Genomic DNA, 25,248 nt, shown 5'->3' with positions numbered 1-25,248 from the left:
TATCGTTCAGACTAATTATTACCTGTTGTTGCACCAACAGCTGCAGATCCTGAAATACCTGCTTCTGCTGGGGTTTCACCAGATTGTGGTAATGAATTAACCAATGGTAAACCACCATTACTCCATTTTTCACCCTTAACTTCATACTCTACAATATTGCCTCTGACTTTTGGCGTTACCGTATCTGGTGCTGTCCAATCAGTATTTGCTTTATTTTGCATGGCATATGACATGACTCTCTGATAATATTGCGCCGGTAGGTCTTGATAGGTCCAAGGAATATAATTTTTAGCAGGCCAATCATAACCAGTCCATACTGATAACGCATATGCTTTTGTGAAACCAGTAAACCACGCATCCTTAATAGCTTGGTCTGGCATGTTTTCATTATCGCCATAAGCTACCAATCCTGATTTCCCAGCCTGGTGTAGTCCTGGAATGATTGCATCACTGGCTGTCGCATTTGGCTTGATTACGCCTTTCATCATATCAGTTAACATGAAAGCTGTACTCGTTTTCATTGCTCGCTTACCAGTAGTATTATAATTATGAGTTGTCCCATCAGCCGTTACAATCTTAGTAATATAGCTTGGTTTATAATAGGTACCGCCATTAGAAATGGCGCCATAGGCCCCTGCCTCTTGCTCCGTTGAAGCATCTAAATTAATTGCATCCTGTCCACCTGGTATATGATTAGTTGGTATACCAAGATTATTAACAAACTTCCCAGCGCTTGCACCACCAACTTCTTCCAAAGTTCGTGCTGCCGGAATATTACGTGACTGGGTCAACGCTGAACGCATTGTAATGTTCCCCATATCCTTGCGATCCCAATTATAGACATCAGTATTGGTTCCAGGGTACTTATATTTTTTATCTTCAACTGTACGATATGTTGGCCAATTCAAGTATTCAATAGCTGGTCCATAATCTAGTAGAGGCTTAATTGAAGATCCGGCTGATCGTCCAGTTAGCGTAGCATGATTTGTCGCCTGTAAAATTTGGGTATTACGATTACCGATTTGTGCAACAACTTTTCCGTTACTAGGGTCTGTCATAGTTGCCCCAATTTGCGCATCTTCTGAAGGAAAGGCTATACTATTGCCATTAGCAGTATCATACATGTACTGTTGCATAGTCGAATCCATATTTGTATAAATTTTCAATCCGGATTTTGTTGTATCGTAACCTAATGCCTTGGCTTCGGCAATTGTTGACTTCACATACGCATCTGTCACTTGTCGATTATTATTTGCTAACTTGGCTTTAGTAGTTAAATCTTGTAATCCATCAGTTACCGATGTTTTAGTGGCTGCAGTTGCTTGATTTTGTGTAACTGCGCCATACTTAACCATGGCAGACAAAACAGTGTTACGCCGTTCTGTAGCACGTGATGTGTCTTTTAAATACGGGTCATAGTTAGTTGGCGATTGTGGCATGCCAGCTAATAAGGCAAGTTGAGCCAATGACAATTGTGTTAATGGCTTACCATAAAAATATTCAGATGCCGTTTTCATACCTGAGACACCATGTCCCATGTAAACCTTGTTCATATAGAAAGTTAATATTTCATCTTTTGAGAAATTCTTTTCAACACGCATTGCTAATACTGCTTCTTGTGCCTTACGCTTGATCGTTTGATCAGCTGTTGAGGTACTAAAAACTGATAGTTTAACTAGCTGTTGCGTTAAAGTTGAACCACCCTGCATGCCTAATGATGAACCGCGAATATTAGCTAACAAGGCGCCAACAATACGAATAGGGTCAACACCATTATGCTTATAAAAACGTCGATCCTCAGTTGCAACAACTGCTTGTTTTAATTGTTTTGGAATTTCATTTGAATTTGCATAATCACGATCTACTGTTGATAATTTCCAAATTGCATTTTCTTGATTATCATAAATACTACTCGATGTTTCAGAAGCTAAATTGGCTTGCGTAATGTTAGGCGCATCGTTTGCATACGTCACAAATACCGCTGTCCCAGCTAGGCCACCAATGATTCCTAAAACAACTAACCACAAAAATATTGCTAACACCCAACGTCGTTTTTTTCTTGGCTTTTTAGGACCACCATTACCATTTTGTTTTGGCATACGTGGTGGTTCAGTTGCCGGATGGTTATCGTACATATTGCGATTGCGATTCACACGCGACCATTGATTTTCGTTTGCCATAATGACTAGAGTACTCCTAATTGTTAGTTTAAATGTTCAAAATACTGATCGACAGCCTTTAAATAATCTAGACTCGGATTGAGACTATTTGGCACAACGAAACTATCACGCACAATTTCATGATATGCAATTGATTGCTTCCCTTTCAGTTTTTGCCACTGTGCAATCAAGTGTTGGGCTGGATATACATAGGCTTCATCTAAACTTGTAAATTTAATAATCACAAACCCAACACCATGCTGCGATAAAATACTTGCCAAATGAACAATTTGATGCTCATGGAAGTTTTTTAACGGAAATGATGTTTTGTTTTTAGTTTCTTTTGCATCAAAATCAATATAACGTCCCTGATACACACCATTATAATCAGTTGTTGAAGCTTGTTTAAAATAAGCCTCAGTAATTTTTGCCGCCGAACGTGCTGGATAATCAACTTTCACAATTGTTATTGGGGTTGGTTTTTTATGGATGACTGCTAAATGATTTGCAAGATAGTAGTCATTTGCAAGGTTAATTTCCTCCTCCAAACCCATCCCTCGTTTACCGAAGGTTAACGCCTTTTTAGTTGTTTTACCTGTACGTATTGTATTTTGAATTTCTTGGACACGATGAGTCCCTGCAGGATAATTGATTGCCATTAATCCTCTCAACCTCAAATTTTAAACTATATAATTACTATTTTACCATAAAATAAAAGATGACAAGCTAAAACTTGGCATCTTTTATTTTGTTTATAGCTTAACAATTGTTGGTACTACTTCAACTATTAATCAAAAAACTTTGCTTGGCAATTTCTCAAGACAGTAATGCTATAGTGCGTCATTTACGATTAACAAGCTAATACTTATTTAAAACTATTTTTTATTGTATGCTTCGATTTCTGCATTGTGAATTGCCTACCAGTCTTTGCACACCCAGTGGTTGTATATATCTGATTATCCTATATATAAATTATAATAGCAAAATGATAATTCAATATCACACACAAAAAATTACGATAAGAGTTAACCTCATCGTAATTTTTTTTAGATACAACTTCTCATGTCCCCACAAAGCGCTCTAAACTGCATTATGAAATAATCTATTTTATTCCCACTCAACAGTTGAAGGTGGCTTAGCTGTAATGTCATACACGACACGGTTTATATGACCAACCTCGTTAACAATACGTGCAGAAATTTTTTGTAATAGTGACCAAGGTAATTGTGCAAAATCAGCTGTCATTCCATCAACTGAAGTGATGGCTCGAATAGCAATGGTATAGTCATAAGTACGAAAATCACCCATAACACCAACTGAACGAACACCAGTTAATACCGTAAAGTATTGCCATACATCAGCTTCAAGACCAGCTTTAGCTATTTCGTCACGTAAAATCCAATCAGAATCACGCACAATTTCAAGTTTGTCTTCTGTAATATCACCGAGAATACGAATGCCTAACCCTGGACCTGGAAATGGTTGACGCCAAACCATCTCATGAGGCATATTTAATGCTTCACCAAGTTCACGGACTTCATCTTTGAAAAGGGTATTGAGAGGTTCAATCAGCTTAAATTGCAAGTCCTCTGGTAAGCCGCCCACATTATGATGTGACTTAATTGTTTGTGCTGTATCTGTACCAGATTCAATCACATCAGTATATAGTGTGCCTTGTGCTAAAAATTCAATGCCATCCAATTTAGTTGCTTCATCATTAAAGACTTGAATAAATTCATTACCAATAATTTTACGTTTCTGTTCAGGGTCTTTAATGCCTGCTAATTTAGATAAAAAACGTTCTTGTGCATCTACTTTAATAATGTTCAAGCCAAATTGCTTACCCATCATTTCCATAACTTGCTTCGCTTCATTTTTACGTAACAAACCATGATCAACAAAAATTGAGGTCAATTGATCACCGATCGCTTTATGCAATAAAACGCCAACAACTGATGAATCTACACCACCAGAAAGACCTAGCAAAACTTTTTTATCACCAACAACTTCACGAATATGTGCAACTTGTTCATCAATAAAGCCACTCATATCCCAATTCGCTTCAGCACCAGCAATGTCAAACACAAAATTTTGTAAAATTTGTTTACCATGCTCTGATAGTGTCGTTTCAGCATGGAATTGTACACCATACAAACGACGGTCTTCATTAGCAATAGCAGCTATTGGTGTTGATTCTGATCCCCCAGCAACAACAAAGCCATCAGGTAAATCAACAACATTGTCCGAGTGGCTCATCAAAACTGTCTGAGACACCGGTGTGTTGGTAAATAGACGACCGCTTTCTTCGGCTTTCTTTAAAATAGTCTGCCCAAATTCACCGTTGCCAGTGTTCGCTTCAACTTTTCCACCAAGATTTTGTGCCATTAATTGCATACCATAGCAGACACCAAGAACAGGTACACCAAGGTTAAAAATCTCATTGTCAATTGTGAAAGCATCTTTTTCGTAGACCGATTTTGGGCCACCCGATAAAATAATAGCTTTAGGGTTGTATGCCTTGACCTCTTCAACCGTCATATTTCTTGACTTTAATTCAGAAAAAACACCCATTTCACGGATACGGCGGGTAATTAATTGATTATATTGACTACCGTAATCTAATACTAAAACTTTGTCGGCATTTATGACATCGGCCATCTGTTACTCTCCTCTATATTCAAAAATAAATATCATGCAACTAAAAAGTTTAATCAATTGTCAATTATAAAAATTATTTTGCATAATTAGGCGCAATTTTAGTAATTTCAACATCATGTGGATGTGATTCACGCAAGCCATTATCAGTAATTTGAACAAATTGAGCCGTTAATTTCAAATCTAATATCGTTGATGACCCAGTGTAACCCATACCAGCTCGCAAGCCACCATCAGATTGGAATATTGCATCATCAATTGACATATCCCCACCAGCAAAAGTGCCATCTGCTTCTAAAACTTCACCTTTCAGTAAATCTGTCACTAACGTTGCGTCAGCCCCAGCAGAAATAGTTTTAACCACATCACCCGAATAATGTACGCCACCTGTTGAAATAACTGCTTTATCAAATTCAGTTGCTATTTCGGCAATGGCCATTGTTGTTGTTAAAAATGGATACAAAGTATTATTTGGTAATTTAGAATTGACTGAACGTCCAGCAATTACAGCATCAACCCCATCTTGAAATAATGCACCAGCAATCCCTTGTTCTTCAATCACACCAACTGCTAAAAAGATTGATGGAAATGCCTTGCGAACTGCTTTTACAATATCATTTGTTTCCTTATTGAGTTCATCATGTAAATAAAAGAATATCGCATCTGCACCAGCCACTATGAGTTTTTCAACTCTTGCTTGTGCACCAGTTGTTAACCAAACTTCTGCTGCAATTCTAACACGGCCTTTCAAGTCCAAAAAAGCGTTAGGATACTTTTCATGGTCAACATCTACTGACTTGGCTGCAGCAATAGCAGCCATCTGAGCTGAAATATCTTCTTGCTCAGCAATAACTCCCAAACCACCGTTTAATGCCGTTGCTGCAGCACGTCCATCAGTTGCTACGCCATTTGCTTCTGCAATAATTGGTATGTTTAAAATAAAATCATCAGCTAGCTTTGTTGCAAGTGACACGGTGTGAGGTAATACATTTGAAGCACCTGGTACAAGCAAAACTTGATCATAACCAAGTCCTTGATTTTCATTATTTTCAGACATGTTTTTTCTCCGTGAATTTATTATTAAAATGTTGGAATGACAACTTGTTTTTTAACTTTTGACAATTTTGCTTCATAATCAATGCTGTCGATGTCGCGAACAATGTGATTGTCTTGCATTAAATCAGTGATTGTTCGAGTACCCATTTTAGCCATATCTTCACGAACATTTGTCATGATTGCCGTTAAGATAGCAATCAATGCACCTTTGTATTGCACACGTGCCTCAATACCCTCTGGTACCATTTTCTTTGCTTCATTAACTTCACCTTGGAAGTAACGATCTTTAGATCCAGCTTCCATGGCCGCAATAGATCCCATACCACGATATGTTTTGTACTTTTTACCATTATCTTCAAAAACAGCACCTGGTGTTTCTTCTGTTCCCGAAAACATTGAGCCTAACATTACCGCGTTTCCACCAGCAGCAAGTGCTTTAACAATATCCTCTGATGTTTTAGCGCCACCATCAGCAATGATAGATTTGCCGCGTCTGGCAGCTTCAATAGCTGCATCGCGAACAGCTGAAATTTGTGGTACGCCAATACCTGCAACAATACGCGTTGTACAAATCGACCCTGGTCCAATTCCTACTTTAACCACATCAGCCCCAGCATCATACAACGCCGCTGCACCATCTGTTGTCGCAATGTTTCCCGCAATAATATTGAGATCAGGGAAAGCGTCACGAACTTCTGACACTTTACGTAAAACACCCTCTGAATGGCCATGTGCTGAATCTAATACAATAGCATCTACACCAAATGCGACCATTGCTTCGACGCGCTTTACTGTATCAGATGTTACACCAACTGCACCAGCAACTAGCAAACGGCCTTGTGAATCAATAGCAGCATTAGGATATTTCACAGCATCAAACTCTGCCATCTTAACTTGTTTAATTTCATCTGCCTGTTCAGCAATCGTCATATTTTTATGGACGACCCCTAAACCACCAAGTTTTGCTAACGCTATGGCAAAACGTGATTCTGTCACAGTGTCCATTGCTGCTGAAAGTAAAGGCAACTTTAAATTCAATGTTGGTGTAAGACTAGTTCCAACAGTCACTTCATCAACCTTGACAACTCTTTTTTGATCATAAACCAACTTGATATCATCAAACGTTAAGCCCATTTTTGCAAACTTATTACGTGAGCTGAATTTAGGTTTTTCATCATCTAAAAAAAATTTTTGCATGAGATCCTCCGATTTTAAAAGCAACTTCTAATAAGCTAAAGCACCTCAGACATTCAGAAATATCATCGATACGTTTGTGCCATTATTTGTCGCGGTTTGTCTAGTTGGCCTTTTTGTTAACACGATTGTTAACTGATCCGCCGAAAGATAAATAATAACATTTAAATACTTGGTACAAAAAAAGCACTTGGGATACACAGATCCACAAATGCTTAGGCAATATCATAGACATTGCCTAACATCTGCGAATAGTCACGAATTTTGGGACGTGGTAGAAACTGCCGGCCATTTTCCAGCGATATATCTGCAAACAAATGATTTAGTTGTTGGTATTACTTTACCGGTTTTTATGAGAAAAATCAACCCTTAATTTGCAAGATATTTCCTGTCAATAACATTAAAAAAAACCAGACATTAAATGCTTGTCTGGCTTTCTTACATTTTCTCTAAACGCGCAATACGTTCTTCTATTGGTGGATGGGTATCAAACAAATGTGCCTTTTTCTTTAATGGGTTACTAATATATAAAGCCGCTGATGAGGGGTCAACATTTTGCATGGGCTTTGCTGAACCCAACTTACGTAGCGCAGAAATTAACTCTTCTGGGTTACGCGTTAATTCAACACTACCAGCATCTGCTAAATACTCACGGTTACGTGAAATAGCCATTTGTATCATAGCAGCAACTAATGGTGCTAAAATCATCACCGCAATGGAAAAGACAAAAAGTAATATTTGCAAGCCACCGCCACTGCTGTTATTGTCACGGTTATCGCGGTTACGATTACCACTACCAAAAAACCACCAATTACTGCCTAAATTAGTCAACAACGTAATTGCTGCGGTCAGTGCTAACGCAATTGTTGAGATACGAATATCATAATTACGGACGTGACTCATCTCGTGCCCAATAACACCCTCAAGTTCATGACGATCCATAATTGCTATCAGACCCGTAGTGGCTGCAACGGCAGCATTTTTGGGACTATTACCAGTTGCAAAAGCATTAGGACTTGCATCTTCAATGATAAATACACGCGGCATAGGCAGTTGTCCAACCATTGCCATATCTTCAACAGTATGCCACAATTCCGGTGCTTGATCAGCTTGGGTAATTTCTTTACCATGATTCATTGCCATGACAACATTAGTAGAATTACTAATCATAATCACAGTATAAATTGCACCAATGATTAACGCCCCTACGATTCCCATAGTAAGCGAATTTAATAGCATGTACCCTACCGCTGCGCCTACAATACCAACTAGAATGAGAAAGCCAACCAAAAGCACAATGGTTCGGCGCTTATTTGATTGTATTTGCTCATATAACATTAAAATTTAACCGTAGGTACGTCTTTTTCAGTTTCTGGTACAGCAATAAATTCACTTGGTTCAAAATGGTGTATTCCCGCGATGATATTGCTAGGAAATGATTGTAGCTTTGTATTATAGCTCGCCGTTGTCGTATTGAACAATTGACGGGAATACGCAATTTTATTTTCAGTGTTAGTTAATTCTTCTTGCAATTTTGTAAAATTAGCACTTGCCTTTAAATCAGGATAGGCTTCAGCAACAGCAAATAAGTGTGTCAATGCACCTGATAATTGATCTGAGGCTGCCATAGTTGCAGCTGGTCCTTGCGCACTATTAACACTTGTTCGTGCGTCAGTAACCGCTTGTAAGGTTGTCTTTTCAAAATCAGCATAACCTTTAACTGTGTTCACTAGATTAGGAATCAAGTCATTTCTGCGCTTCAATTGCACATCAATTTGGCTCCAAGATTCCTTAGTTTGCATGCGATATTTAATCAAACTGTTGTAAATGCTAATCCAAATAATCGCAATTACTGCAACTACGGCAATAATAATAAGTAATGTCATACGTGCTACCTCTTTCTATTATGGGCGGTTTAAGACTGTTGAACGTTCTACGCAGTTAAACTAAAAACGTCTTATGCTATTTTCTCATAATATGTGTCAATCTACAAACACTTCACGCTTATCTTTTAAGCCAACTACTGTTAAGTGATCACTATACCACTGATAAAAAAATGGCAATTGTTGAAATAATGTGTAAATTGTTACGTTTCTATTATCATCTATAATATCATAAGTCCATTGTTCATGCCCATCATTTATGTGATGTGTCGTTAATTTAAGTGATACCTCACCAATTGTAATGATAGCACCAGATTTTTCACCTGTCATACGTTTTAAAATAAATTGTTGTTTAGCGCCAAGTACAAATAAACTATCCAAAATATTTGTAGACAAATCCTTTCGAACCATTTCCAAATCAACTTGTTTTTGTGCGTCAATACCAGGCAAATCAATATCATATGCTATCTCAATGAATTGTGAGGCAATCGCAGTTAAACGTTTTTGAAATATGTCTAAAGCATCCAAACCAGCAAGTTGCACGGCTTGTGTTTGAACCAGTTTCGCAAACTGGTTTGTATCTAAATAAAAGCGTTTATGCGCTATATCCCAGTACAATACTCTTAAATTTTGTGCCGTTTCTACTAAATAATAACCACCCGCAGCAAGTGGGGCTTGCACAAAACGAAAAGCCGCATTTGGCCACTCCGAAAAATGTAATTCCGCAACTTTTTGCGCGTTAGGCAAAACAACTTTAGTTGGTGACAATGATGCTTGATCAGAAATTTTTGCAAACGCAATAGTTACCCAATGTGTACTTGGAAACCAATAATCATTGTCAATCCGGACCATCTTAGACTGGTGACTATCGAAAGCTAGAATTTTTTGCAAAATAGTAAGTGATTCTGGCATATTTTCGGTCGTACTTAAAGCATCAATTAAAATTTGCAACTGATTAAACAAATCTAAATCTGCTTTTAATTGACTACTATATAATTGTGTCTTAAACTTATCCATTATTCACTATTTCTGATCTAATTTTGTCATATATGAAACATATATATGCTGCAATTCTGTGATAAATGTTGGCACATCAACATAATATGCTGAAATTGCCTGTAATTCCAATTGACGCAGTGCATCCTCTTTTTCAAACCTTAACAAATACGCTTGTTGTTTGTTAAGCTTTTCTTCAACTTCTGGCATACGCTTTTGAGTTGCAATCAATAACTCTTGTTTTTTCTCTAGTGCTTCTCGTGTCACTTTGTCACTACGCCCAAATAATCCTGATTTATTAGCAGATATTTCTGCTAATTGATCTTCAATGACTTGTAACTCTAATGAGCGCTTTGTGTTGTCAGCTAAAAAAGACTCTAACCCAGTAATCACTTTTTTTACTTCTTGAATTTTAGTTGCATTAAGTGTTTCCTCGTCAGAGAGCTTAGCTGTTTCTATGAGTTCAGAAGTAATCGAGTCATCACTTGTCAGCACAACTGTTAACACATTCAAAGTTCCTAATTGCCGATGATCCCACCAGTCACCTATGTAAACATCATAAAGAGTTGTATCATCGGCAACAGGTTCCAATGTCAAAAAATCAAAATTTGTGACAACATAGTTAATTAATTCAGGTGCCAAAAATGCTGCAATATCTTTTTTTATATCGGCGACTAAACTATCTAGCTGTGCCACAGATGTTTCAGATAATATTTTTTGTAAATTGTCATTAAATTTGTGCGGATCTAATAACTGATAAACTTGCGAGATTTGGTTATTTTTAATAGCAGACTGCAAATCGCTTAAATATGAAATTTTACGTTCCAATCGATTAACAAGTTCTGGTTGCAATATTGTTTGAATGTCTTGAATTGTCATTTTACGCCTCCACTACGCACAAATCTTAACTTTAGCATACACTAACTAGATCCTTAAAAATAGCCTGTTAATAGTTTTTTATCCAATTATTATATAAAAAAACGATGATCATCTCATCGTTTTGGCCGTAATTTAGCTGGTATATGTCGTATTTTATTACCTAATAAATCATCACCAAATCCCATACGTAAATACAAAACTCCCACAACAATGCCACCAATCGCAGCACTAATCAGAGCAGTGATGGTAACCGAAATTTTTGTATCCATTGGGAACAAAAAATTACTCATCAAAAATACAATCGCATAAGAAGTAATTGCCATAGCTACTGCGCCAATAAATAATTGCCAAAGTTCTTGACCAACAGAGGACAATGATACGCCATAGGCCTCTTTAAGGTAATCGAGCATGTAAGCTATCGCAATTGCCATCCCAATCATACTTGCTATCAAAGCCCCCATACCCTCAAAATACCGAATACTAGGCACTTGAAGTGCAATTTTGACTAACAATCCCAAGACAAAAGCCTTAATAACAATTGACACTTCCGATAATGCTTGAAGTACAAACGCCAATAACATAAACAAACTAAATACAATGGCCAATATCGTTGAAAATTGTAACAAGTAAATTCCTTCTTGGTTTGATACGTCAATTGGATAAAACATTTTGTAAAGTGGCGTTGCGATGGCAAACATCCCCAGTGCACTTGGAAACATAACCAATGCAAACAATTTAATCACTTGTTTTAACTGGTCTTGAATATTTTCTCGTGTCAAAGTTGCTTTACTCCCGGAAAGCATTGGCAATGCTGTCGCTGCAATACTTGTTGAAAAAGGTACAATAATCATAATTAATTTATTAGGATTCGCGCTAAATAAGGCAAACTGAGTTTGTAGTTGCATATTAGTATTCGCAAAAAAATGATTCATGATATTAAAGTAAGTATACTGATCGACTAATTGGAATAATGTAATGGCCGATCCAATAATAATAAATGGCCATGATTCTTTTAAAATATTAAAAATTAAACTTAACGTTGGCTTTTTAACATGCTGTGCATTTGGATATAAAGGTTTAATCAACATATATCGATATTTGAACCATCCCCAGATAAGCACCAACATACTAAATATAGCACCAATAAATGCCGCAAAAGTAGATTGTACAACAACACCACTCCAATTACCAGGGTTAACCCGCAAAATAATAACGGCTGTGACTAGCATGTAAATCACACGCGCAATTTGTTCTACAACCTGTGACAATGCCGAAATACTCATGAGCTGATAACCTTGAAATATACCACGAAGCATAGACATCAACGGGAAGATAGCAACAGCTGGCGCTAGTGAATGTAAAACTGGAATAAAATTGGCGTTTCCCATAGAAAGTATTGGTGTTAAAAGATAGATTGCAGAACCAAATACAATTCCTAGTATGACACCTAATATCATAGACTGACGCATCAGTTGCCGAGATTGATATACATCATGCCTTGCATTAAATTCTGCCACTAATTTTGAAATTGCAGCAGGCACGCCAAACGTCGCAATAGCCAAAAATATCGCATAAATTGTGTATCCTTGTGCAAATAAACCATTAGCACGGTTAGAATTAGAACCAAGTAATGCCATCCAAGGCACAATATAAATGGCCCCCAATATACGAGATACAATATTACCAGCAGACAACCAAGCTGATCCTTTTACTAGCGTTGCTTGATTACTATCTTTTTCTTTTTGTTTCGTATCTAATGTAGGTACTTTTTCAGAAAAAGGATCTGATTTTTGATTCTGAACAAGACTTGGTTTTTTCTTAATAATTTGCTGACGAGATTGATTGTTTTTAGCTTTAATTGCTGCAATTTCATCAGGCGTTAACAGCCTTTTTTTTAGTGTTTGTTGGTCTACTGGTTGTTGCTTCTTTTGAATCCGTTGCTGTGCACGTGCTAATATTTCATCCGCGCTTAATATTTGACCATCAACATTAACTTTATCAACGTGTTGACTTCGCATTTTCAGATCACCTGGACGCTGTTCATCCGCCATTTGTGTACTCCTCTTAAATTATGTACGCTGGCCAAAAGAGCCAGCATTTATCACTCTAATTATTCATAATAATTCATTTATCCAACAACAATATTGACAAACTTGCCGGGTATCGCGATGACTTTACGAATCGTTTTTTCTGCTATGAAATTTTGAACATTATCATCTAATTTTGCAGCGGCAATCATGCTGTCTTTATCGAGATCGCGTGCCACTGTCGCCTTACCACGCACTTTACCATTCACTTGAAATATAATTTCGACAGTGTCATCCACCAATTGCGCTTGATCGTATTGCGGCCAAGTCACATAAGATATGGAGGCCTTATTTCCTAATCGCACCCACAATTCTTCGGCTAAGTGCGGCGCAATTGGTGCTAATAGCTGAACAAAACCTGTCATATAATTAATTGGCAACGCCTCGGATTTATAAGCTTCATTAATAAATACCATCATTTGAGAAATGGCTGTATTAAAATGCATATTCTCCAAATCTTCCGTTACTTTTTTAACAGTTTGATGATAGATTTTGTCTAAATCACCGGAATTATATGTCGATACAGCCTCACGAACTTGTCCCTCATCATCAATTAACAAACGCCAGACACGATCAAGCCAACGTCTTGATCCAGTAATACCTTCCTCTGACCAAGGCTTGTTTTGTGTCAACGGTCCCATGAACATTTCATATACACGCAGTGTGTCCGCACCAAATGCCGTAACAATATCATCAGGATTCACAACATTCCCTTTTGATTTTGACATTTTTTCATGATTTGAACCCAAAATCATACCTTGATTTACCAATTTTTGGAACGGTTCTTTGGTTGGCACAACGCCCAAATCATATAAGAATTTATGCCAAAAACGCGCGTACAATAAGTGTAACACAGCATGTTCTGCACCGCCAACGTACAAGTCAACATTCATCCAGTATTTCAACTTATCTAAATCTGCTATTTTTTCTGCATTACGTGGGTCAATATAACGCAAGAAATACCAAGAAGATCCTGCCCATTGTGGCATTGTATTTGTCTCACGACGGCCCTTCACACCATCTTCACGGGTGATTTCCAACCAATCAGTTAAGTTAGCTAATGGCGATTCGCCACTGCCAGAAGGCCTTAACTCTGTCGCATGTGGTAATAGTAGTGGCAACTCTTTTTCAGGTACCAAAGTTGTTGTGCCATCTTCCCAATGGATCACCGGAATTGGTTCACCCCAATAGCGTTGTCGTGAAAATATCCAATCTCGTAATCGAAAATTAGTTTGTGCATGTCCTGATTCTTGTGTTTCAAGCCATGCTATGGTTGTATTGATGGCCGTTGATTTGTCTAAGCCGTCCAAAAAATCAGAATTGATATGTAGCCCATCACCTGTGTATGGCTCTTTTGTAACATCTCCGCCTGCAATGACTGGTTTAATTTCTAGGGCAAATTTTTGTGCAAATTCAAAGTCTCTGTCATCATGTGCAGGAACAGCCATAATAGCCCCCGTACCATATGAAGCCAAAACATAATCTGCAATCCAAATTGGTAACTTCTCACCATTAATCGGATTAACACCATACGCGCCAGTGAAAACCCCCGTTTTATCTTTGTTTAAGTCTGTACGTTCAAGATCTGTCTTAGCAGAAATGATAGCACGGTAATCGCTAATTGCTTGTTTTTGCTGTTCTGTGGCAATTTCATCCACTAATTGATGTTCTGGTGCCAAAACCATGTATGAGGCGCCAAACAATGTATCAGGACGTGTGGTATAAACTTCAATTTTTTTATTTGAATCTGCGACATTAAAAAATACTGCAGCACCTTTTGAACGACCAATCCAATGACGCTGTTGTTCCTTAATTGCTTCTGGCCAATCTAAATCATCTAAATCATCCACTAGACGATCCGCATAGGCCGTAATTTTAAGAACCCATTGACGTAAGGCCTTACGTTCAACTTTATTACCTGAACGTTCTGATTTACCATCAATAACTTCTTCATTTGCCAAAACAACACGATCAATTGGATCCCAATTAACCATCATATTTGACTCATATGCCAAACCTTTTTCATACAATTTTTCAAAAATCCATTGCGTCCACTTATAATATGCTGGATCAGTGGTGTTTATTTCACGATTCCAATCATATGATAAGCCAAGTGATTTAATTTGTTCACGAAAATGGTCAACATTTTGGCTTGTAAAGTCTGCTGGATTATGCCCAGTTTTCATCGCATATTGTTCAGCTGGTAAACCAAACGCATCCCACCCCATGGGATGCAAAACATTAAACCCATTCGCCCGTTTAAAACGACTCATTATATCTGTCGCAGTGTAACCTTCTGGGTGTCCGACGTGAAGTCCTTGGCCCGATGGGTACGGAAACATATCCATTGCATAGTACTTTGGCTTGCTTGTATCATCAGTTGTTGCAAAAGTTTGGTTTTCATCCCAATACTTTTGCCATTTTTGTTCAATTTTTTGATGTTCGTATGGCATATTATCTTTAATGCAGCCGCTGTCTGGTATGGCACAACTGCATCTCCTCCTGATTCATTTTTACTTGATAATTAAAAAATTCGCCCTATGTCACACTAAAAAAGTGTGACATAGGGCGAATTTTCGCGGTACCACCTATGTTCACGTATTACACGTCTCAAATGTCTTAACGCGACAACACGTTGAAAACTACTATTAGTTCACTTTCAATTTTTCTGACCGAGTTCCACTTGTTGATTGATAAACTTGCAACACCGTTTATTTTCTAATGCCTCGCGAAAGTGTACTATTGTCAAATATATTGTCCTAATTATATCACGTTTCAGTCAAATCAGGTATACTATATACTATGATTATAAAACGTAAAATTCGATTTTTCTCTGTCATTTTAGCCTTTAGCGTATTTATGAGCTTTTTAATAGGCGTTAAATTTCAATCACAATGGCTAAACAATTTAAATTTGGCTGGGCAACAGCTGATACAACATCGTTCTGTTTTTGCAGATGTTTCTTTTACATATATTACACAACTTGGTAGTGTCACATTTACATTGATATTAACAGTGCTACTATCATTATTTTTTATTTATCATCAACAATATCGTTTATTAGCTTTTCTACTGGTAAATGTTATTCTCTTTGCTGGCGTTGTGACACAACTTATTAAATATCTTGTTCGTAACCCTCGGCCAATACCACAATTACTTTCTGAGCATGGTTACAGCTTCCCATCTGGACATACAATGATAGCCATCTTATTATATGGCACCTTGATAATTATCATACAGACCAAAATGCAAAATTCTTTATTAAAGTATATCACAATTATGATGTTTTTGATTTTAATTATTGCTATTCCAACAAGCCGTATTTACGTTAATGTCCACTATCCTAGTGATATTTTAGCTGGGTTAGCATTAGGCTACGGTTTACTCATCATATCACAACATCTATTTCAAATTGGAGGCAAACACACATGATTCCGACAACACAAACATTGGTTCACCAATTAATCGAACAAACGGTTCATATTGGTGACATAGTCATTGATGCAACCACTGCCAATGGTATTAATACACGTTTCTTGGCTACAAGAGTTGGTACAACAGGTCATGTGCTCAGTTACACGGCCACGAAAGATAACGCGAACGCAGCTGCCACATCTCTGTTCATGAGTGGCCTTTCAGAACGCGTCACATTACTTGGTAAAACCATTGATTCCAGTTATGTCACAGAATTAGGCATCCAAAATCAAGCAAGGATTGCCATATTTGATTATTCAAGTGACGCACAAAACAACAACGATCTTTCAGAAAGTTATATTGATCAAATTGATCATGTTTTACCTCGTTTAACACACGGCGGTTTGCTAATTATCAAATTTAATAAAATACCAGTTGGTTGGCAAACTTACACTCACAGCTTGATGCATGACGATTTTAAACAGGCAACGTATATCACAGAAACTGTACAAGCACACATCATTGAGCGTATATAAAGGATAGCAGCATGAATAAAGAAAAACAATATATCATACTCGCAGCAACAGGCACGATATTACTCACATTAATTATTGGCATTTTGATGATGACTACACATCAGACAACTGATAACGATGAAGCCACAACAGCGACTTCGTCATCAACACAAACCAAAAAAGATCCTGAATTAGATAAAGTTGCCTTACCTCAGTTAGAGAGTAAAGTTACGACCAATGAAAGTGAAATAAAAATGACAACCACAGCTGGCGAAATAACGTTAAAATTATTTAATCAGTATGCACCATTAGCAGTCGAGAACTTTCTGACACATACTAAAAGTGGTTATTATAATAACACGTCATTTCATCGTGTTATTGCAGGATTTATGATTCAAGGAGGTGATCCCAAGGGAAATGGCACAGGCGGTACTTCAATATGGCACGATCGCAACAAAAGTATTGACAGTGGTCATGGATTCAAAAACGAAATCAGTCAATCTTTGTACAACATTCGTGGCGCTTTAACTATGGCAAATGCAGGTCCAGACACAAACGGATCGCAATTTTTCATTAATCAAAACCCTAAAAAACCTACGCAAGATTTTAACAAAAATAAATACCCCTCTAAAATAGTTGATGCTTACCAGAAAGGTGGTAATCCGTCACTAGATGGCAGTTACACTGTATTTGGACAAGTTATTAAAGGTATGAACGTTGTTGATAAAATTGCATCAGCAAAAGTTAAATCCGGTGGTGAAGGTTCAACCCCTGTTAAACCAATTAAAATAACACAAATCACCATTCTAAAACAAGCAAACTAATCAAATCAGTATTATTTAAAAGGCCAAGAAATTTTATAAAATTTCTTGGCCTTTTAAATAATACTGATTAATTTTTTCCCGTACGCATAATAAGCACGTCGGTCGTTGCTGTATGTGTTACAAATGATGGTATCGTTCCAGCCATCGCACGTTGTAACCGACTAAGTCCAGTTTCTCCAACCACGATTAAATCATTTTTATGATCTCTCGGAAAATCACGTGCAATAACTTGCTTAGGTGCGCCAAAACGTACATGAACATCCGTATCAGCATGCCCTATTGATTTAGCATAGTCATACGCTTTATTAATTACTTTTTCAGCATCCTGTTCCATCTGATAAACAATGTCAGCATTCATAACAATTGTGCCGAAATACCCACCACTTGTATCTACTACAATCAAAATATCAATATGTGCCTCAGGCACAAACTCATGAACTCTTTTGATTAACAAGTTTGACACTTCTGATCCATCAACTGCTATTAAAATATTATTGTATGCCATAATCAGTTATTATGCTACGCATTTTTGCGTGACAATCTCCTCCGCATGATTTATTATTACAAGTTCATTATACCGCTTCTGAATTTATAATGTAAGCGCTTTTAAGTCTACTTTCATTTATTTCTGTAAATCACTGCGAAACAAGTACTCGACACCAGTAGTGGTACCAATAATTATTTCATCCGCTATATCTAAAAATAAGCCATGCTCTACAATACCAATTTTCCCATCCAGGTAACGCGCCAATTCATATGGTTGATCAATTGTCTTTAAAGATAAATCAACAATATAATGCCCCATGTCCGTAACAAGAAGTTTTCCGTCTTTTTTTCGCCATGTCGGATATAAATGTTGTTTAGTCAATTCTGTCATCAACTTATCACTCCCAAATGGTACAACCTCCAGCGGTAACGGCATCAAACCTAATTTTAAATGCACCTTTTGACTATCAACAATCCAAACAATACGTTTTGAATTGTTTGCAACAATTTTTTCCATTAAAAAAGCTGCCCCACCGCCCGTAATGCCATTCATATCATAATCCACTTCATCAGCACCATCTATAGTTAAGTCAATAGTTGCCACATCATCTATGTCAACTATTTTAATGCCAAGATTTTGTGCAATTATTTCAGTTTTAAAAGAGGTTGTGACACCTGTAATTGATAAATTTTCTCGTCGTATACGTTTGGCAAGTGCATTCAAAAAAAATGTAACTGTTGATCCTGTTCCTAATCCAACTGTCATGCCATTTTTTATAAGCAACGTTGCTGCAATAGCCGCATGTTGCTTTTCTAAACTAATATTATCCATACTGTTATAATAACAAAAAAAGAGCTAATTAGCTCAAATTTCAAAAATTTATAGTATTTTGTTCAAAAAATCTTTAGCACGTTGTGTTTTAGGTGCACTAAAAAAAATTTCTGGTTCTGATATTTCTTGAATACCACCATCGGCCATGAACCAAACTGTATCAGCAACTTCTCGTGCAAATCCCATCTCATGTGTCACAACTAACATAGTCATACCATCTTCTGCCAACTGCTTCATAACATTTAATACTTCACCAACCATTTCTGGATCTAATGCACTCGTTGGTTCATCAAACAATAATACGTCAGGAGACATCGCAAGTGCTCTTGCAATCGCCACACGCTGCTGCTGTCCACCAGACAAACTAACAGGATAAACACTTTGTTTATCCACTAAGCCAACTTGGTTTAATAGTTTTTCTGCCAATTGTGTTGCTTCGGCATCAGACAGGTTCTTAACTTTCATTGGTGCCAACTTAATATTTTCAATAACAGTCAGGTTAGGAAATAAATTAAAACTCTGAAATACCATTCCGATTTTTTCACGCAAAATATCCAGTTCTTTTTCAGCCAAATTGGTTAATTCATTTCCTTCAAATATAACCTCACCAGCAGTGGGTGCCTCCAACAAATTAATTGCTCGTAAAAAAGTTGATTTTCCAGCACCCGATGGGCCTAATATTGCAATGACTTCACCCTGCTTGACTTTTGCATTGACTTGGTCAAAAATAATTTTATTACCATATTGCTTCTTTAAATTAGTTATCGTTAATAGTTCAGTCATTTAATCGCTCCCTTTTATACCTATATATAAGTATACATGAAAATATATTATATGCACATATTATACATATAATTTTTGAATATTTGCATATAATTGCATATAAAATGCGTTATACTATCAGAAATGGAGGTATATTATGGCAAAAATTGTTAATCAAGAAGAACAGTTGGTAAATTCATTCGATGATCTAATTTCGTTACCAATTGAAGATACTGCTGAAGAGGCACGCGCTGCTGCTCTAGGCCGTGAATCAAAATCAGATACCGAAAAGAAATAGAAAAAACACATGATACTTGATATCATGTGTTTTTTAATTTGAAAAATTATCGCATAAAAAAAGCACGCCAAAGCGCACTCTTAAAAAATAATTAATCTTCGATTTCTGTAACTGTGCCGGCACCAACAGTATGGCCACCTTCACGAACAGTAAACTTCAAACCTTGTTCAATAGCAACTGGTGAAATCAATTCGATTTCGAATGTCACTTGATCACCAGGCATAACCATTTCTACACCTGCTGGCAATTCAACAACACCTGTAACATCAGTTGTATGGAAATAGAATTGTGGACGGTAGTTTGTAAAGAATGGTGTATGACGTCCGCCTTCTTCCTTAGAAAGAACATAGACTTCAGCCTTAAACTTCTTGTGAGTCTTAATTGAACCTGGTTGTGCCAAAACTTGACCACGTTCGATATCGCTACGATCAACACCACGCAACAATGCACCGATGTTATCTCCAGCTTGAGCTTCTTCCAAAGTTTTACGGAACATTTCAATACCTGTAACAGTAGTCTTTTGAATTTGTTCTTTCAAACCAACGATTTCAATTTCAGTTCCAGTAGTCAATACGCCACGGTCAACACGACCAGAAGCAACTGTACCACGACCAGTAATTGTGAATACATCTTCAACAGGCATCAAGAAAGGCTTGTCAATTTCACGCTTTGGTTCTGGAATATATGAATCAACAGTATCCATCAATTCTTCGATAACCTTAACTTGTTCAGGGTCACCCTCAAGAGCTTTCAAAGCTGAACCCTTAAGTACAGGAATATCATCACCAGGGAAGTCATATTCTGACAATAATTCACGAACTTCCATTTCAACTAATTCAATTAATTCTTCATCGTCGACTAAATCTGTCTTGTTCAAGAACACAACCAAATAGTCAACACCAACTTGACGTGCCAACAAAATATGTTCACGTGTTTGTGGCATAGGACCATCAGTTGCAGCAACAACCAAGATAGCACCATCCATTTGAGCAGCACCAGTAATCATGTTTTTAACATAATCGGCGTGACCAGGGGCGTCGATATGAGCATAATGACGTGCTTCTGTTTCATATTCGATATGCGAAGTGTTGATCGTGATTCCACGTTCTTTTTCTTCAGGAGCATTATCGATTTCAGCAAAATCAGTAGCTACGATACCTTGCTTTTCAGCCAATACCTTTGAGATTGCGGCTGTTAAAGTCGTCTTTCCATGATCGACGTGTCCAATAGTACCAATGTTAACGTGGGGCTTAGTGCGAACGTAAGTTTCCTTAGCCAATGTAGTTTCCTCCAAAATTCATTTACCAGTAATCTGGAAAATGTTTATAAATATATTTTACAACGCAAGCCATCAAAAGACAACAGTTAATTGCGTTTTTCCGGCTATTGAAGCCAAAAATTATTATACCGAGTTATTAAGAAAATGTAAACAGTTTTCTTAATTAATTTTCAAAAAAATTTTCAGTAAGGCTTCTAACTTTTTCATGCCATTTTTTTTGCATAACAGTTTCAGTTATATTTTTATGTTCATAGTACCGATCAATACTTGCTTCCACCCAACCTTCTGGATCTGTCACAACCTCTTCGACACGTGGATAGAGTAAGGTTAATTCAAACCGGACTTGTTGCGCCAGCATATCCATAGCAATTGGATCCTCATTGCCTAATTTTTCGTCAAGAAAATCAGCAATATCTTCAAAAATTTTAGAATTTGTCAGCAATGGCAACTCACTTAATTTAATCGTGTATAATTCATCATCCAGCCAACGATATTGTATGCTTTCAGAGACTCGTAATTTTTGCAAGTCTTCAAGCAATGTTGCTCGAATAATTGGTGTCGCATAGGGATCTACGAGCAGATATTTTGCACCAATAACAAATTGTGACACCGGCAGATGTCTTGCCGACTCATATCTATCGCGTTGTTCAATAATACTATAATCACTAAGATGATAAAACTGTCGCGAAATTGTTTGAAATGTTGTAGCCATTGTTTCCACTGCTTTTGCTTCAGCATCACGTATTTCTTGTGATACCTTTTTCTGTGTATCTAAGTTATCCCACAACATTGCCAATTGTTGTGCGTAAACAAAACTTTGGTTTTGAATCGCCAGTGCAACGACCATTCGAAAATCGCTTTCTTCTTCAAGGTAGTTCAATAGAAAATCATCTGCATATGAAGATGCTAATTGATACTGTTCATCCATAAATAATGACGTTACTAAGCGATAATTCACCTCGAATGTAGACAAGGAATCATACAATTCTGTCAAAGTCTCTGCAGCATCATGCCAATTTTCTTGTTTCATTTCAGTATGTGCACGATCAATCATGCTTCTTAGCTTTGGTGATAGTTGATTTTCTTGTGTCATAAAACAAGTGTGGCTTTGTGTGTATGCTGATCAAAGACACATTTCCTTTCTAGATTTATATTTAAATAATCTTGAATTTTTGGTGAAATAATTTTAAATTTCATCACTTTACAGTCTTTGCTGTAGGTTTAGTATTTTGCTTTTTAGATTGTTTATTTTCTATTTTTGACATTTGCCGATTACGTTGCTGTCCGGCTATTTGCACCGATTTATGAGCTGCTGGTCGTCTGTTTTGGTTGACCTCCATTACAACAGGCATAACCATTGGACGACGACGTGTTTGTTCAAATAAGTAGCGCGATACAACTTCTCGTACACCATTCTTAAGTTCATTCCAATCGAAGCTCTTAGTCGTGGTGAGGTAATTTTCTATCTGCTTAACTGTTAAATCAGAGGCTTCTTTCATCAAATCACGATTTGCCTTAACATAAACAAAACCACGTGATGTCAATTTAGGCTTAGAAACAACTTGTCTTTTCTTTCGATCAATTGTTACAACAGAAACGAAAATACCGTCTTCTGATAAAATACGGCGATCACGTAAAACAACATTACCAATATCACCAATGCCTGCGCCATCAATCAAAGTTTCCCCAACTGTAAAGGAATCTTGCAATTCAAAATGATCTTTTAACCATTTGAATTGATCACCTTTCATAGCCATCATAATATGATCTTCAGCAATATTAACTTCCTCAGCTGCAGCTTTTGCAGTTGTCATGACACGATATTCTCCCTGAACTGGCATGAAATATTCGGGTTTTAGCACATTAATCATAATTTGTAAATCATTACGTGATGCATGACCGCTTGAGCGCAAATCACTACTAATTTGTTTAACATCTGCACCTTGCTTAAAAAGCATATCTCGTGTCTTTGCTACGACACTTTCCATAGCTGTTGACGGCGTTGTTGTAATAAATACCAAATCATCTTCGCCAATACGAACATACGGATCTTCCCCATTAGCCATACGATTTAAATGTTTAATGGGCTCTCCCATTCGGCCTGTTTCAAGAATAACAGTTTCTGAAGCAAGTAAGTTTTTAGCATTTTTAAGATTGACAAATAATTTATTTTCAGGCACTGGTAAATTCAATTTACGTAAGCGTATTGCAGTTCGAACAACATTTTCAATATCGTTGCCAGACAAAACTAACTGTCGTTTGGTTGCCACAGTTGCATCTATGACCTGTTGAATACGTTGAATATTTGATGCAACAGCCGCTACAATAATACGCTTTTTATTATTTTCTCTAAAGGTTTCAAGAATATATTCACTAATTTTTGACTCATTGACAGAATTCAGTTCATTACCTGTCCCAGCTGCATCTGCTAATAAAGCTAGCACTTTCCCTTGTCCTATTTCGACTAAACGTGCGATGTCTGTACTGTAATACGAATTTGCTGTTTGATCAAATTTAAAATCGCCAGTATACACAACTTGCCCATAAGGCGTAGCTAGAACAATGCCTAATGATTCTGGTATGGAATGTGTTGTATTAAAAAACGACACTGTAACCTGTCCGAAATCAATTTCTGTTTTCTCATTAACAACATGATAATCATCATAATCTTCAAGTGCGTGCTGATCTTTGATAGCTAATTTCGCTAATTCAACGGTCAATTCTGAACCAAATATAGGCGCTTGTACTTGTTGCAAAAAGTATGGTAGCGCACCGATTGCATCAGCATGCCCATGTGTCAAAAAAACACCCGCAATTTTATCACTATTTTTAATAAAATAGTCAAAATCAGGGACTACCACATCGACACCTAACTGGTCTGTCTCTGGATATTTTAGTCCTGCATCAAAAATAAAAATTTGATCATTTACAGTAATTGCATACATGTTTTTACCATTTTCGCGCACACCGCCAAATGGAATAATACTTAAATCCGTCATAATTCTTTCCTCTATAAATAGACCTATTTATAAGTCATTATTTTTCGTAAATATAACAAGTGGACACTGCTGGTTTCTAAAACGCTGAGGTTATCCCATTTTTTGTCTCGATACGTAATTATATCTATTTTAACATACTTTACATCTTTTCTGGTATCATATTGTTAGGAAAGGAATATGTAGACGCTACTTATCTGCATGTAATTTATTATGCAACGTAAACCATTTAAAAAGTCACACAAATTACGCAATACGCTCATTGCGTTTTTAGCCTTTATTATTGCAGTGCTTATTATTTTTGTTGTTTTAGGTCGCAACAACCAAACAACTGCCAAAAATAATGTTTCTGAATCCACGTCAATAAAAAAACATAAAAGCAGCAAAAAGGCATCTTCAACAGTCGCTGGATCCAGTACATCTGAATTACAAGCAAGTGAATCAACTACAGTCACTCAAGCACCTGTAGCAGCCAGTTCGGCTGCTTCTTCTGCCATTAGCATTGCCACAAATGATGCGACACAAACACCGATCACAGACAACACAACAACAGAAAGTTCGATTACCTCCTCCTCTACCGCTTCAAGTGTAGTCCAACAGCCTAATGCATCAGCAGCGCCTGTGTCATTTGGCAAATGGTCAGCAGCAACCTATAATTCAGTTAGTATAGGTTCTGCAACTTACGATCAAGTACATGCCACTTATGGTCCACCAACCTACATGATAGCCAGTGATCAATTATACGCCACATGGCAAAGCACAAGTGGCATCAAAGTCTCCATTGTATTCACTCCAACAGGAGATGCAGATAATCTCAAACTCATTGCAAGTAGTAAATTGCAAACTGGTCTTCAATAATATTAACGAATAAGTGTACATCTTTAGCACTTTTTAACCTATCCATATTAAAAAGTCGTAAACTACTCTAGACAG

General features: G+C 37.1%; 22 protein-coding genes and 1 riboswitch. Of the genes, 5 read left to right on the top strand and 17 right to left on the bottom strand.

Annotated elements, in window-relative coordinates; genetic code table 11:
• Positions 1-11: 11 nt before the first annotated feature.
• The 11 genes from EUI_RS0107975 to leuS all read right to left on the bottom strand — a co-directional run bounded on the left by EUI_RS0107975 (position 12) and on the right by leuS (position 15,362).
• Positions 12-2,180, bottom strand: coding sequence for a transglycosylase domain-containing protein (locus EUI_RS0107975; protein ID WP_010017325.1), 2,169 nt, complete (start codon positions 2,178-2,180; stop codon positions 12-14).
• Between the two features lie 23 nt (positions 2,181-2,203).
• On the bottom strand, positions 2,204-2,818 hold the full coding sequence (gene recU / locus EUI_RS0107970; protein WP_010017324.1) for a Holliday junction resolvase RecU: 615 nt from the start codon (positions 2,816-2,818) through the stop codon (positions 2,204-2,206).
• A 448-nt stretch (positions 2,819-3,266) separates the two neighbouring features.
• Complete coding sequence (gene guaA, locus EUI_RS0107965; RefSeq protein ID WP_010017323.1) at positions 3,267-4,817, bottom strand: glutamine-hydrolyzing GMP synthase; 1,551 nt, start codon at positions 4,815-4,817, stop codon at positions 3,267-3,269.
• Between the two features lie 73 nt (positions 4,818-4,890).
• Complete coding sequence (locus tag EUI_RS0107960; protein WP_010017322.1) at positions 4,891-5,871, bottom strand: IMP dehydrogenase; 981 nt, start codon at positions 5,869-5,871, stop codon at positions 4,891-4,893.
• Positions 5,872-5,894: 23 nt separating this feature from the next.
• Positions 5,895-7,067 carry an IMP dehydrogenase gene (guaB, locus tag EUI_RS0107955; RefSeq protein ID WP_010017321.1) on the bottom strand — a complete coding sequence of 391 codons (1,173 nt, stop codon included), beginning with the start codon at positions 7,065-7,067 and terminating at the stop codon, positions 5,895-5,897.
• Between the two features lie 229 nt (positions 7,068-7,296).
• A riboswitch (purine riboswitch) is annotated at positions 7,297-7,393 on the bottom strand.
• 109 nt (positions 7,394-7,502) lie between these two features.
• Entirely contained in the window at positions 7,503-8,402 is a 900-nt protein-coding gene (gene htpX, locus EUI_RS0107950) for a zinc metalloprotease HtpX (protein WP_010017319.1), read from the bottom strand.
• Positions 8,402-8,950, bottom strand: a complete 549-nt coding sequence (locus EUI_RS0107945; protein ID WP_010017318.1) for a LemA family protein — start codon at positions 8,948-8,950, stop codon at positions 8,402-8,404. The genes htpX and EUI_RS0107945 overlap by 1 nt, the downstream gene beginning before the upstream one ends.
• A gap of 96 nt (positions 8,951-9,046) precedes the next feature.
• The gene (locus EUI_RS0107940; protein WP_010017317.1) at positions 9,047-9,964 is read right to left on the bottom strand and encodes a hypothetical protein; all 918 of its coding nucleotides are present in this window, start codon (positions 9,962-9,964) and stop codon (positions 9,047-9,049) included.
• Between the two features lie 6 nt (positions 9,965-9,970).
• On the bottom strand, positions 9,971-10,822 hold the full coding sequence (locus EUI_RS0107935) for a hypothetical protein (protein WP_010017316.1): 852 nt from the start codon (positions 10,820-10,822) through the stop codon (positions 9,971-9,973).
• Positions 10,823-10,935: 113 nt separating this feature from the next.
• Positions 10,936-12,873 (bottom strand): putative polysaccharide biosynthesis protein, encoded by a 1,938-nt coding sequence (locus EUI_RS0107930; protein WP_010017314.1) that lies wholly within the window; start codon positions 12,871-12,873, stop codon positions 10,936-10,938.
• Positions 12,874-12,950: 77 nt separating this feature from the next.
• Positions 12,951-15,362 (bottom strand): leucine--tRNA ligase, encoded by a 2,412-nt coding sequence (gene leuS / locus EUI_RS0107925; protein WP_010017312.1) that lies wholly within the window; start codon positions 15,360-15,362, stop codon positions 12,951-12,953.
• Between the two features lie 349 nt (positions 15,363-15,711).
• Between leuS and EUI_RS0107920 the strand changes: the two genes are divergently transcribed.
• Genes EUI_RS0107920 through EUI_RS0107910 form a run of 3 tightly spaced genes read left to right on the top strand, consistent with a single transcriptional unit; the run spans position 15,712 to position 17,662 of the window.
• Positions 15,712-16,341, top strand: coding sequence for a phosphatase PAP2 family protein (locus tag EUI_RS0107920; protein WP_010017311.1), 630 nt, complete (start codon positions 15,712-15,714; stop codon positions 16,339-16,341).
• A complete protein-coding gene (locus EUI_RS0107915; RefSeq protein ID WP_010017310.1) occupies positions 16,338-16,859 on the top strand; it encodes a hypothetical protein in 522 nt (173 codons plus the stop codon). Before EUI_RS0107920 ends, EUI_RS0107915 begins: the two co-directional genes overlap by 4 nt.
• Positions 16,860-16,870: 11 nt before the next feature.
• The gene (locus tag EUI_RS0107910; protein WP_010017309.1) at positions 16,871-17,662 is read left to right on the top strand and encodes a peptidylprolyl isomerase; all 792 of its coding nucleotides are present in this window, start codon (positions 16,871-16,873) and stop codon (positions 17,660-17,662) included.
• Between the two features lie 67 nt (positions 17,663-17,729).
• Here EUI_RS0107910 and EUI_RS0107905 read toward each other — a convergent pair whose 3' ends face one another.
• The 3 genes from EUI_RS0107905 to EUI_RS0107895 form a co-directional block, all read right to left on the bottom strand.
• Positions 17,730-18,167 carry a universal stress protein gene (locus EUI_RS0107905; protein WP_010017307.1) on the bottom strand — a complete coding sequence of 146 codons (438 nt, stop codon included), beginning with the start codon at positions 18,165-18,167 and terminating at the stop codon, positions 17,730-17,732.
• A gap of 117 nt (positions 18,168-18,284) precedes the next feature.
• Positions 18,285-18,980, bottom strand: coding sequence for a ribose-5-phosphate isomerase RpiA (rpiA, locus tag EUI_RS0107900; RefSeq protein WP_010017305.1), 696 nt, complete (start codon positions 18,978-18,980; stop codon positions 18,285-18,287).
• A 48-nt stretch (positions 18,981-19,028) separates the two neighbouring features.
• Positions 19,029-19,763: an amino acid ABC transporter ATP-binding protein gene (locus EUI_RS0107895; RefSeq protein WP_010017304.1), complete on the bottom strand. Its 735-nt coding sequence runs from the start codon at positions 19,761-19,763 to the stop codon at positions 19,029-19,031.
• Between the two features lie 136 nt (positions 19,764-19,899).
• Here EUI_RS0107895 and EUI_RS10655 point away from each other — a divergent pair, with 136 nt between their 5' ends.
• The gene (locus EUI_RS10655; protein ID WP_010017302.1) at positions 19,900-20,040 is read left to right on the top strand and encodes a hypothetical protein; all 141 of its coding nucleotides are present in this window, start codon (positions 19,900-19,902) and stop codon (positions 20,038-20,040) included.
• A gap of 91 nt (positions 20,041-20,131) precedes the next feature.
• Here EUI_RS10655 and tuf read toward each other — a convergent pair whose 3' ends face one another.
• The 3 genes from tuf to EUI_RS0107875 all read right to left on the bottom strand — a co-directional run bounded on the left by tuf (position 20,132) and on the right by EUI_RS0107875 (position 24,318).
• Positions 20,132-21,319 (bottom strand): elongation factor Tu, encoded by a 1,188-nt coding sequence (gene tuf, locus EUI_RS0107885; protein ID WP_010017300.1) that lies wholly within the window; start codon positions 21,317-21,319, stop codon positions 20,132-20,134.
• A 163-nt stretch (positions 21,320-21,482) separates the two neighbouring features.
• Positions 21,483-22,412 carry a hypothetical protein gene (locus EUI_RS0107880; protein WP_010017297.1) on the bottom strand — a complete coding sequence of 310 codons (930 nt, stop codon included), beginning with the start codon at positions 22,410-22,412 and terminating at the stop codon, positions 21,483-21,485.
• Positions 22,413-22,515: 103 nt separating this feature from the next.
• Positions 22,516-24,318 carry a ribonuclease J gene (locus tag EUI_RS0107875; RefSeq protein WP_010017296.1) on the bottom strand — a complete coding sequence of 601 codons (1,803 nt, stop codon included), beginning with the start codon at positions 24,316-24,318 and terminating at the stop codon, positions 22,516-22,518.
• Between the two features lie 210 nt (positions 24,319-24,528).
• Between EUI_RS0107875 and EUI_RS0107870 the strand changes: the two genes are divergently transcribed.
• Entirely contained in the window at positions 24,529-25,173 is a 645-nt protein-coding gene (locus EUI_RS0107870) for a hypothetical protein (protein ID WP_010017295.1), read from the top strand.
• Positions 25,174-25,248: the final 75 nt, after the last annotated feature.

Origin of the sequence: Leuconostoc gelidum subsp. gelidum KCTC 3527, from assembly GCF_000166715.1 — a bacterium.
Lineage (GTDB): Bacteria > Bacillota > Bacilli > Lactobacillales > Lactobacillaceae > Leuconostoc > Leuconostoc gelidum.
Note: the sequence above shows the minus strand (reverse complement) of the source record. Positions and strands in the feature narration are given on the sequence as shown.